Source organism: Hymenobacter sp. (assembly GCF_036388155.1).
GTDB lineage: Bacteria > Bacteroidota > Bacteroidia > Cytophagales > Hymenobacteraceae > Hymenobacter.
On the sequence record NZ_DASVSI010000099.1, the window covers coordinates 35,843 to 46,430 of the forward strand.

10 protein-coding genes are annotated in these 10,588 nt (G+C 60.1%); 2 read left to right on the plus strand and 8 right to left on the minus strand.

Annotated elements, in window-relative coordinates; genetic code table 11:
* Positions 1–75: 75 nt before the first annotated feature.
* Both VF629_RS13640 and VF629_RS13645 read right to left on the minus strand, forming a co-directional pair.
* Positions 76–1,404, minus strand: a complete 1,329-nt coding sequence (locus VF629_RS13640; RefSeq protein WP_331059041.1) for a hemolysin family protein — start codon at positions 1,402–1,404, stop codon at positions 76–78.
* Between the two features lie 693 nt (positions 1,405–2,097).
* Positions 2,098–2,466 (minus strand): hypothetical protein, encoded by a 369-nt coding sequence (locus tag VF629_RS13645; RefSeq protein WP_331059042.1) that lies wholly within the window; start codon positions 2,464–2,466, stop codon positions 2,098–2,100.
* Positions 2,467–2,702: 236 nt separating this feature from the next.
* Between VF629_RS13645 and VF629_RS13650 the strand changes: the two genes are divergently transcribed.
* Positions 2,703–4,940, plus strand: a complete 2,238-nt coding sequence (locus tag VF629_RS13650; protein ID WP_331059043.1) for a xanthine dehydrogenase family protein molybdopterin-binding subunit — start codon at positions 2,703–2,705, stop codon at positions 4,938–4,940.
* Between the two features lie 238 nt (positions 4,941–5,178).
* On the opposite strand, the gene VF629_RS13655 is transcribed toward VF629_RS13650, so the two are convergent.
* Positions 5,179–5,703: a DUF4890 domain-containing protein gene (locus VF629_RS13655; protein ID WP_331059044.1), complete on the minus strand. Its 525-nt coding sequence runs from the start codon at positions 5,701–5,703 to the stop codon at positions 5,179–5,181.
* A gap of 86 nt (positions 5,704–5,789) precedes the next feature.
* Positions 5,790–6,233 (minus strand): hypothetical protein, encoded by a 444-nt coding sequence (locus VF629_RS13660; protein WP_331059045.1) that lies wholly within the window; start codon positions 6,231–6,233, stop codon positions 5,790–5,792.
* A gap of 339 nt (positions 6,234–6,572) precedes the next feature.
* Between VF629_RS13660 and VF629_RS13665 the strand changes: the two genes are divergently transcribed.
* Positions 6,573–8,156, plus strand: coding sequence for a M28 family metallopeptidase (locus tag VF629_RS13665; protein ID WP_331059046.1), 1,584 nt, complete (start codon positions 6,573–6,575; stop codon positions 8,154–8,156).
* A 228-nt stretch (positions 8,157–8,384) separates the two neighbouring features.
* Here VF629_RS13665 and VF629_RS13670 read toward each other — a convergent pair whose 3' ends face one another.
* Genes VF629_RS13670 through VF629_RS13685 form a run of 4 tightly spaced genes read right to left on the minus strand, consistent with a single transcriptional unit; the run spans position 8,385 to position 10,449 of the window.
* Positions 8,385–8,699 carry a hypothetical protein gene (locus VF629_RS13670; RefSeq protein WP_331059047.1) on the minus strand — a complete coding sequence of 105 codons (315 nt, stop codon included), beginning with the start codon at positions 8,697–8,699 and terminating at the stop codon, positions 8,385–8,387.
* A gap of 53 nt (positions 8,700–8,752) precedes the next feature.
* Positions 8,753–9,610 (minus strand): dienelactone hydrolase family protein, encoded by an 858-nt coding sequence (locus VF629_RS13675; RefSeq protein ID WP_331059048.1) that lies wholly within the window; start codon positions 9,608–9,610, stop codon positions 8,753–8,755.
* A gap of 60 nt (positions 9,611–9,670) precedes the next feature.
* Complete coding sequence (locus tag VF629_RS13680; protein ID WP_331059049.1) at positions 9,671–10,069, minus strand: ACT domain-containing protein; 399 nt, start codon at positions 10,067–10,069, stop codon at positions 9,671–9,673.
* A gap of 8 nt (positions 10,070–10,077) precedes the next feature.
* A complete protein-coding gene (locus VF629_RS13685; protein WP_331059050.1) occupies positions 10,078–10,449 on the minus strand; it encodes a cupin domain-containing protein in 372 nt (123 codons plus the stop codon).
* Between the last annotated feature and the right edge of the window lie 139 nt (positions 10,450–10,588).

Genomic DNA, 10,588 nt, shown 5'->3' on the forward strand with positions numbered 1-10,588 from the left:
AAAGAGAGGCATCAACAAGTGGACGCCCCATGAGCAGGACGGGCTGATGGGACTTACTAAACTCACCACCGCGCGCTAGGAAGTGGCCTTGGCGGATTCCTTGGCAACTGCCAAAGCGGGCGCCTCGGCTTTCTCCCGAAACAGAATTTTGTCAATCCGTCCTTTGTCGATGTCGATGATTTCGAACTGGTGGCCCTGCCAGGTGAATTGTTCGCCGGCTTTGGGCACGGCGCTCAGCACGTGCAGCACAAAGCCGCCCAGCGTGTGGAAACCCGCGAGCCCTTCCCGCTCGGGGCCCGGAACGTCGAACCGCTCCACAAACTCCTCAAAGGGCAGTTGCGCGTCGATGAGGTAACTGCCGTCTTCGCGCTGCACAATGTCCGGCTCGTCTTCGTCGGGCAGGGGCACGTCGCCCACCAGGGCATCAAACAGGTCGTTGATGGTGACCAGGCCCATGACGTCGCCAAACTCGTTCACCACGATGCCCTGGTGCGTGCGGGCTTCTTTGAACTGCTCCAGCGCTTGGTAGGCTTTGCTGTTGGTGGGCAAGTAGAGCGGGTCGCGCTTCAACTCGGGCAGCCGGCCCAGCTGCTCCTCGAGGCTGGGCTGGAGCAAATCGGCCAGGTAGACCACGCCCTGCATGTCGTCCAGGGTGCCCCGGCAAACCGGGTACATCGACGAAACCCGCGCCAACACCTTTTGCTTGTTGGTGGCCACGTCGTCGTTCAGGTTGAGCCACACCATGTCTTGGCGGGCGGTCATGAGCGAGCCCACGCGCCGCTCGCCCAGGTTGAAAACGTTGTTGACAATGTTGTGCTCTACTTCCTGGATGGTGCCCTCGGAGGCCCCTTCCCGCACCATCGACCGGATTTCGTCCTGCGTCACGGCGTTGTTTTCGTTGGGCTTGATGGGCAGCAGGCGCATCAGCAGGTCGCTGGACGTTTCGAGCAGCCAAATGAACGGGGCCGCCACGCGCGCCAGCATCGACATGGGCCTGGTCATCGCCTTGGAAATGCCTTCGGGGTTGACGAGGCCGATGCGCTTGGGCAGCAGTTCCCCCACCACCACCGAGAGGTAGGTGATGAGCCCCACGGTGAGCACCACGGCGATGCTGTGGCTGTAGGGACGGAGCGGTTCAAAGCCGGCAATCCAGCGTTGCACCGTGGCCGTCAGGCCCGCCCCGCTAAATACCCCCATCAGGATGCCGATGAGCGTAATGCCAATTTGAACCGTTGACAGGAAACGATTGGGCTCGTTGGCCAAGCTCAGAGCCGCTTGCGCCCGGGCATTGCCCTGCTTGGCTTCCGTTTCCAGCTTACTTTTCCGGGAGGAAACCAGCGCAATTTCCGACATGGAAAACACGCCATTCAGAACGGCCAGTAGCAAGATGATGAGAATTTCCATACCGCACTCCAGTAACTGCTGCCAGGGCTATACGGGCGGCAGAAAGGCCGGTATGGAATCAAAAAAGAACTTTTGAAACTTAGCTAAGCCGTAGCGAGCGGTGGTTTTGGCAACGGTTTAGGTTGAATTCTGCAGCCGGCGGCGCAGTGGTTGAATTAGAAACGTTCACCCATCACGTCTCTGATTATATAAGCGCTGCCAAGCGTACTGGCCTGGAATGCGTGGAATTGCGGGAGCTGTTTGATGACGAGGTCCGCCCGGCTGTTCCGCGGATTTTGGCTCTGCTGTTTAAGAAAAATGACCCCGACGAGGTTGTGTAAATAGTCAGCACAAAGCCGCAAAACCGGTCATGCTGGGCGCTGCCGAAGCATCTCCATTGCAACACTAATTCAACTTCGGTGCGCGGGAAATTTGCTCGACAAGTTCAGCATGACCGTTGTTATTCTAGTTATCTGCACAGCTTAATTGGGTGAAATAATTGCTGCTTTACGACAAGCTTAAAAAGACTGCATATTCCAATGGCTATTCATCTTATTTTCTATCAAAACTAAGATTGCAACCAGAGAAGCTGAAGAAAGTAACTTGAATATTCAGGTTGATAAGTATTAATTTGATAGATGAAAATTAATTGTGATAATGCTGATGAGTTGTAAAATTCGGGCATTAATAAGTTTAATTATTAGCAAATACATCTTACGTAAGTATCTTATTATCAATGATAAAGCAATAATTATTGCTGGGCGGAGTACGGTAGCTAATAAAAAAGGATTCGGAATTAATAATAATAATGCCGTGATTGAGGTTAATAACTGAGTAGCGAGTTGCTACGGCGGGCTTAATTAGCCAGTTGCAGTTGTCACCTAATTCTTTTTTATGTTGCGTATTGCTTTGCTTTTCGTTTGCTTGCTGGGATTTGCCAGCGCCGATGTTCATGCCGCGTCTGCGGGAATCACAAAAGGGCCGCTGCACAAGCGCAAACCCATGGCCGGCAACTACCGGCCCGTGTACAAGACATACCGGGGTCCTGGCCGGCAACGGAAAATTGGAGGTGCCCAGCGGCACGCTTCGGGGCAAGGTGGCTTGTTCGCACGTTCGCGTCGCGGCACACTGTAGCGCAAAGCTGCTCTCATCTAGCACTTGACAGGGGGCTGCCGGTACGCCGGCAGCCCTTTCTTTTTTGCGCCGATTTTTTGCCGCGATGAGCCTTGCCGAGTGGACGAGCCGTCGCGCAAGGAGTAGGGCATTGAAACGCACGCATTTCGGGGCCGTACAGGGTGAAGCCCTTAAGCACAACCGCTATGCAGCCCCAGCCACCCCCCAGCATTGGCCAGCCACTCGGCCGCGTCGATGGCATTCTGAAAGTAACGGGGGGAGCCCGCTACGCCGCCGAGCACCGCTTGCCGGCCTGCGTGCACGGCGTGCTTGTGACCAGCGCCATTGCTCGGGGCCGCATCAAGCGCCTCGACACCGCAGCGGCCGAACAAGTGCCCGGCGTGCTGGCGGTGCTCTCGCACTTGAACGCGCCCAAAGTACCCGGCTACCAAAGCGCCGAAACCAACCACAACCCGCGCGTGGAAGGCCAGGAGTTCCGGGTGTTCTACGACGACCAGGTGTACTACAACAACCAGCCCGTGGCGCTGGCCATTGCCGAAACGCTGGAGCAGGCGCAACATGCAGCGTCCTTGGTGCGGGTAGAATATGACCTCGCCGCCCACAAAACGGACTTGGCGGCTAACCTGCAGGCCAACGTGGCGCCCACCAAGGAAAAGGACCAAGCCCGCGGCCAGGCCGATGCCTACAAAACGGCCCCAGTTCGAATAGAGCAGGAATACCGCACGCCCATTCACGTGCACAACCCCATGGAGATGCACGCGGCCACCGCCCTGTGGGAAGGCAACCGGCTGACGGTGTACAACAAAACCCAGGGCCCCAAGCTGGCGCAGCAAGACCTGATGCGCATGTTTCAATTGCCCGCAGCTGATGTGCAGGTGCATTCGCCGTTTGTGGGCGGGGCTTTTGGGGGCTCGTCGCGCATTTGGCCGCCGGAAGTGGCCGCCCTTTTGGGCGCAAAAAAAGTGGGTCGACCGGTGAAGGTGATGGCCCGCCGCGACCAGGAGTTTAATATGGTGGGCTACCGGCCGCAGTCCATTCAGAAAATGGGCCTCGGTGCGACGACCGATGGGACGCTGGTGGGCGTTACGCACCTGGCGTATGGGCTTACCTCGCGCCACGAGCAGTTCGCCGAACGCATCATTCACCCCACCAAGACGGCCTACAAAACGCCCAACCTCAACACCCGCTACCGCCTAGTGCCGCTGGACATGAGCACGCCCGCCTGGACGCGCGGCCCCGGTGAAACCAGTGGCTCCTTCGCCCTGGAGTCGGCGATGGACGAGCTGGCGTATGCCCTAAAAATGGACCCGCTGGCCCTGCGCCTGAAAAACTACGCCGACATGGACCCCGAAAGCGGCAAGCCGTGGAGCAGCAAGTACCTGCGCGACTGCTACGAACGGGGCGCCGCCCGTTTCGGCTGGAGCAAACGCACGCCCGAACCCCGCTCAATGCGTGCCGGTGACCTGCTGATGGGTTGGGGGATGAGCACCGGCATCTACAAATCGGAACGGCAGGCCGCTAGTGCCCGCGCCCGCCTGCTGGCCGACGGCACGCTGCTGGTGCAAAGCGCTACCGCCGATACAGGGCCCGGCACCGGCACCATCATGACGCAGATTGCGGCCGACGCCAGCGGCGTGGCACCTGCCAACATCCGCTTCGAGCTGGGGGATTCTGCCTACCCGGAGGCGCCGTTGCAGGCGGGCTCGCACACGGCCACTTCGGTGGGCACGGCGGTGCACGAAGTATGCGCGGCCGTGAAGCAGCAATTGCTGGCCTTGGCGTTGCAGCTGCCGAGCAAGGTCTTGGGCAAACCCAAACCGGGAGAACTCACTGCCGCCAACGGAGTAGTGAGTTCAGCCGGCAGCCAAGGCAAACAACTGACGTACGCTGAGGTGCTGAAGCAACACAACCTGCCTGCCTTGGAAGTGACGCAGAAAGCGCAGGAATCGGCGGAAATGAAGGAGTACGTGGGCAAGTCCTTCTGCGCGAATTTTATAGAAGTGCAAGTGCACCCGCTCAGCGGTGAGGTGCGGGTGACGCGGGTGGTATCGGTAGTGGATGCCGGCCGGGTGCTGAACGCCAAAACCGCCCGCAGCCAAGTGTATGGGGCAGTGACGTGGGGCATCGGCATGGCGCTGATGGAAGATGCCCGGCTTGACCACCGCTACGGCCGCATCGTGAACCAGGACCTGGCCGAATACCACGTGCCCGTCCACACCGACATGCCCGCCAACATCGAAGTCGAATTCATTGACAAACCCGACTTCCTGCTCGACCCCATGGGCGCCAAAGGGCTCGGCGAAATTGGCTTGGTGGGCTTCGCAGCAGCCGTAGCCAATGCCGTGTTTCACGCCACTGGCAAGCGCATTCGAGAATTGCCCATTACGCCAGACAAGTTAATAAAAGCGGGACTCACGAGCTAGGAGGAAGCGGGAACGTCTTTTGCATTTCTACTCCACTTGCTGTCAACACATAAATGGTCATGCAGCGCGCAGCGAAGCATCTCGCGTGCCACCACTAATCATTGATTACCACCCCACGCGAGATGCTTCGCTGCGCGCTGCATGACCGGGCGGAATTGTTGCTAGTCAACATCTCCGAACAACGAAAAAGCCCCTGCCATTTGGCTGGGGCTTTTTTGTGCAATAAGGGAAAGGACAATTACTTGTCGGCTTTCTTAACCTTGATTTTCTTGTCGCCTTTGGCTTTCAGCTTGGCGCCGTCTTCGGTCTTAATCTTGGCTTCTTTCAGCTCGGCGCCACGGCCACCGCCGCGGTTCATGCGGTCAGACTGCATGGCGGTGTACTTGGTGTACTGGTCGGCGGTAAGCACTTCTTTGAATTGGGCGTCGTACTTGGCACGGTTGGCTTGCATTTGCTCGCGCATTTGGTCGCGGTTCGCAGCGTCGCGGGCCTGGCCACGCATGGACTGCATTTCTTGGCCACGAGCCAATAAGATTTGCTGGATTTTGGTGCTCTGGTCGGCACTCAGGCCTAGTTCCTGGGTCATGCGCTCGCTCCGGCGCTTGGCCATTTCCTCGGGCGAGCCCTGCATGCGGCCATAGCCGCGGCCCGGTCCCTGCTGAGTCGAGCCAACGGTGGGAGCGGTTTGGGTGGTGGTTTGGGCGGCGGCCGTGCCTACGGTGAGAGCAAAAGCAGCCAAATGGGGCAATAAATAGGTTTTCATTGACGAAAAAATAAACGAATTGGGATGAAATGGTAAGAGTAAAGGCCCGGCGCTTGGTTTAAGCGCCGGGCCTTTACGAAAGGAAACTAGCGGCGGCTGTCGTAGCGGTGAGCGGCTTCCCAACGGGCCCGCTCTTGGGCCGATACGCGGTGGTTGCGGTCGTAGCCGTAGTTGAAATCACGGCTGTTGCGGTCGTCGCGGCCGTCGCGGCGGTCATCCCGACGGTCGTCTTTGTAGTCCCGGCGGTCATCGCGGCGGTCGTCTTTGTAATCCCGACGGTCGTCTTTGCGGTCATTTTTCCGGTCGTTGCGGTCGTTTTTGTGAGCAGCTTCCCAGCGGGCGCGCTCCGAGGAAGTTACGCGGTGGTTGCGGTCGTAGCCGTAGTTGAAGTCTTTGCTGTTGCGGTCGTTGTAGCGGTCGTAAGGGTCGTGGCTGCCGAACAAAGCAACGGGAGGAGCGGCGGCGAAAGAGGCAGTGGAAGAAGCCAAAAGGGCGGCAGCGGCGAGGATGGAAAACAAGGAAGCTTTCATGGTTTCTGAAGTGAGGGAGGGTGAGGGATGGGTTGGGAAGAAGGCGGGCTCGGATGCTGCAGGCAGCGGGCTCCAGAAAAAGTGAATCGACTTGTTCTGCCAGGGCATTTGCAAACCATCGGCCGAAACCGGGGCCACAGCTGCCCAACCGCCAGAAGCTGGACCGGAAGCCCGGATAAACCGACCAAAAGGCTCAATCAGCAGACGAGTCCCAAGCAGAGGCGCCTGGTTTGGGCCATAAACGGCCATTCATTGCCCGCAAGGCTATTCTGGAGCCGTTCTCACGTCCGCCATTTCGCCTACCTTAGGTGCCTGAATATCACGCAACCCCCTTTTCATATGAAGAAACTTGTGCTCATCACGTTGGCCGGAGCCCTGGCCAGCACGGCGCCCGCGGTGGCCCAAACCACCGAAAAAATGGACGCGGCCGCCCTTGGCAAAATCCGCGACGAAGGCATGAACCGCTCCAAGGTGATGGAAACGGCCTTTTACCTTACCGACGTGACCGGCCCGCGCCTTGCCAACTCCGACGGCTTGAAGCGCGCCAACGAGTGGACCAAAAAACAGCTCACCCAGTACGGACTCGCCAACGCCAACATTGAGGCCTGGGGCGACTTCGGCCGCGGCTGGGACATCGAGAAATCGTACGTGGCCATGACCGCGCCTTACTACCACGCCCTCATCGGCGTGCCCAAGGCCTGGACGCCCGGCACCCCCGGCAACCTGCGCAAGCAAGTGGCCTACGTGAACGTGAAAACCGAAGCTGACCTGGCCAAATACCAAGGCCAGCTGCGCGATAAAATCGTGCTGCTGCCCGTGGCTGCCCCGCTGCAGCCTAGCTTCGAGCCCGACGCCAAGCGCCTCACCGCCGAAGACCTGGCCAAGCTAGCCGAAGCCCCCGCGGGTGGCGGTGCCCCCACGGCCGCCAACCGCCCCGCCGACGCTAACCCCGAAGCCCGCCGCGCCGCCATGATGGCCGCCCGCGAACTGCGCCAGAAAATGACCGCCATGCTGATGACCGAGGGCGCGGCCGCCGTCCTCAGCCCCGGCCGCGGCACCGATGGCACGGTGTTCACCACCAACGGCGCGCCCTACGCCGCCGATGCCAAGCCGGTGTTGCCCGAGCTGGAAATGTCGAGCGAGGACCAACTGCGCCTCATTCGCCTGGTGGAAGCCGGCATTCCGGTGGAAGTGGAAATGGAAACCAAAACCCGTTTCCAAACCCAGGACCTGAAAGGCTACAACGTGGTGGCCGAAATCCCTGGCACCGACAAGAAGCTGAAAAGCGAAGTGGTGATGCTCGGCGGCCACCTCGACTCGTGGCACGCCGCCACCGGCGCCACCGACAACGCCGCCGGCTGCGCCGTGATGATGGAAGCCGTGCGCATCCTCAAAGCCACCGGCTTGAAGCCGCGCCGCACCATCCGCATTGCGCTGTGGGGTGAGGAGGAGCAGGGCCTGCACGGCTCGCGCAACTACGTGAAGAACCACTTCGCCGACCCCGCCACCATGCAGCTCAAGCCCGAGCACGAGAAGCTGTCGGCCTACTTCAACCTCGACAACGGCGCCGGCAAAATCCGCGGCATCTACGCCCAGGGCAACGAAGCCGTGAAGCCAATTTTCACCGCCTGGCTGCAGCCCTTCGCCGAAATGGGCGCCAGCACCGTGACTTCGCGCAACACCGGCAGCACCGACCACGTGGCCTTCGACGCCGTGGGCCTGCCGGGCTTCCAGTTCATTCAAGACGGGCTGGACTACTTCTCCCGCACCCACCACTCCAACCAGGACACCTACGACCGCCTCGTGGCCGACGACCTCAAGCAGGCTTCGGTCGTGGTGGCTTCGTTCGTGTACAACGCCGCCATGCGCGACCAGAAACTGCCCCGCAAGCCGCTGCCCACGCCAGTGAAACCAGCTCAGTAAAAAATATGCTTGAGCGGTGTAGAGACGCATACTTGCGTCTCTTCGTCAGAGCCATTAGCCAATCGTCGAGGCCATCATCGTTCAACGACGAGACGCAAGTATGCGTCTCTACATCGTTCTACCTAAATCATAAAGGTTGAGGGATACAACTTCAGAAAAAGCGAATCCAAAGAGAAGGCCCGGCCGAGTTAAACTCGGCCGGGCCTTCTCTTTGGTGAAAGCTCAATGTTACTCCACTATTCCCAGCGTCCGGGTGATTCTGTTTTTAGGAACCGTGACCTTCAACGTTTGGTCGCGTTTCTCGGAGCGGGCGCGGCGCTTGTCGATGATAGCCTGCACCTTGCTTTTGCTGTCGTCGCGCGAGAAAAGCACGCGGGCCACGTCGGTAATCAGCGTCACGGCGCGGGGCACTTCCACGCTCACCTCCTCGTAGTCGGGGTCGGCGGGAGCGGGCCGCGCCGGGGGTGACGCGCTTTGGGCCAGGCTAGTTGTGGCTTTGAGCAACAACGCAGCAAGCAGAATGGGCAGCTTCTTACTCGACATGAAGGGCGGGTGGACCCTGCAAAGATGCCACTCAGCGCCGCTTCGTTGCCCAGCTATCCCAGTTTTTCCTTGAAAAGTTTCAAGGTGCGGTCCCAGGCCAACTTGGCGGCCTCGGCGTTGTAGCGGGCCGGCGATGTGTCGTTGTTAAAGGCGTGATTCACGCCCTCGTACACGTACAGTTCGTACTTGGTGCCGGCCGCTTTCAGGGCCGCTTCGTAGGCCGGAATGCCGGCGTTGATGCGCTGGTCGAGCCCGCCGTAGTGCAATAGCACGTTGCTTTTGATTTTGGGCACGTCCTCGGCCTTGGGCTGGGAGCCGTAGTACGCCACGGCGGCGTCCAGCTTGGGGTCGTGCACGGCCAGTTGGTTGGCCAGGCCACCGCCCCAGCAGAAGCCCACGGCGCCAGTCCGGCCGTTGCTGTCGGGGCGCCCGCGCAGGTAGGTGAGGGCCGCGAGGTAGTTGTTCAGGTTCTTCATCGGGTCGAGCTGGCCGATGAGCTCGCGGCCCTTGTCCTCGTCGGCAGGCGTACCGCCTAGGGGCGAAAGGCCGTCGACGCCCAGCGCCAAATAGCCCGCCTGGGCCACGCGGCGCGTTACGTCCTTGATGTGGGGCGTCAGGCCCCGGTTTTCGTGGATGACCACCACCGCCCCGCGCTTCTTTTTACCCTTGGGGTGCACCAGGTAGCCTTTCATGGTAGCGCCGTCGCCGGGCCAGGTCACTTCCTCGGTTTCCAGGTCGTCGGCTTCGGGCGTCACGGTGGCGGCGGCCGCGTAGCCGGGCTCCAGCACCGAGAGGGCCGAAAGGGCCAGGGCGGCACTGCCGGCCAGCTTGGTGAGCCGGTCCATGAAGTCCTTGCGCGAAAGAGGCGCGTGGGTGTACTCGTCGAAAAGATTGATGATGCGTTGGTCCATGAGGCTAAATATAGCGTTTGAGGTGGGAGTTGGGGCTGCAACAGTCCCCCGCCGAAACAGTTACCGTGCCGCTTCTGAGGAAAGCTTGTGCAACGCCCGCAAGGCTCGCTCCGCATCGGCCGAAGCTACAAACAGGTGGTCGTGGTAATAAGCAGCCACCACATTGCAGCTGATGCCTTCGCGGGCCAATGCCGTGGCCACGGCCGCCGTCAGCCCCACCGCCTCCAATGACGACTGCACCGTCAGGGTTAGCCAAGCCGCCACGTAGCTGTAGGTGAAGCCTTGCGCGTCCGCCTCTGTGCGAGGCAGAATTACGGAAACGCCTTCAGCCTCCCGGAACCAGCCCAGTGCGCCCGAGACGGCCGCGTCCGGCCCAGCCGTGCAGAATACGTACTCTCCCGCCTGTAATTCCGGCTGCATGGTGGCCAGCAACCTTGCTAAGTTGGTTTCTCCGCTCATGGGATGGGTTATTCTTCCTCGCGGTGCACGGTATCGGGGTTGAAGGCCGGCACGCAGATGGACCAGTACTCGCATTCGGCATCGAAGGGGTTGGAATATCGCACCCGCGCCCCGCCCTTGATGAGCAACGCTTGCCCAGCCTGCAGTTCCACCACGTCGCCGTCGATTTCGAACCGCTTGCGGCCCCGCACCACGATGGTGAATTCATCGAACTCCGGCGTTTGGTGGGGCTCGCTCCAATGTGGCGGCGCTACCATATGCGCCAAGCTGTAGGCCGACGTGCCGGTGCTGGCGCCGCCCACGTGCTCTTCAATGAGCTTGCCGTCGGTAGTGGGCACGATGAAAGGGGAGGGGTTGAGGACGTAGCGCTTGTCAGACATGGTAGTATTGAGGTGACTGATTAATGATGCTATTAACTAAACTAGTAGCCCGTCATGTCGAGCGCAGCCGAGACATCTCGCTCGCATCGTTCAACGATTGAGTTGCTACCACACGCGAGATGTCTCGGCTGCGCTCGAC

Bases quoted from the DNA above. Each gene is read 5' to 3' on its own strand.
- VF629_RS13640 (WP_331059041.1), bottom strand. From the start codon at position 1,404: ATGGAAATTCTCATCATCTTGCTACTGGCCGTTCTGAATGGCGTGTTT.
- VF629_RS13675 (WP_331059048.1), bottom strand. From the start codon at position 9,610: ATGGACCAACGCATCATCAATCTTTTCGACGAGTACACCCACGCGCCT.
- VF629_RS13665 (WP_331059046.1), top strand. From the start codon at position 6,573: ATGAAGAAACTTGTGCTCATCACGTTGGCCGGAGCCCTGGCCAGCACG.
- VF629_RS13670 (WP_331059047.1), bottom strand. From the start codon at position 8,699: ATGTCGAGTAAGAAGCTGCCCATTCTGCTTGCTGCGTTGTTGCTCAAA.
- VF629_RS13680 (WP_331059049.1), bottom strand. From the start codon at position 10,069: ATGAGCGGAGAAACCAACTTAGCAAGGTTGCTGGCCACCATGCAGCCG.
- VF629_RS13655 (WP_331059044.1), bottom strand. From the start codon at position 5,703: ATGAAAACCTATTTATTGCCCCATTTGGCTGCTTTTGCTCTCACCGTA.
- VF629_RS13660 (WP_331059045.1), bottom strand. From the start codon at position 6,233: ATGAAAGCTTCCTTGTTTTCCATCCTCGCCGCTGCCGCCCTTTTGGCT.
- VF629_RS13685 (WP_331059050.1), bottom strand. From the start codon at position 10,449: ATGTCTGACAAGCGCTACGTCCTCAACCCCTCCCCTTTCATCGTGCCC.
- VF629_RS13650 (WP_331059043.1), top strand. From the start codon at position 2,703: ATGCAGCCCCAGCCACCCCCCAGCATTGGCCAGCCACTCGGCCGCGTC.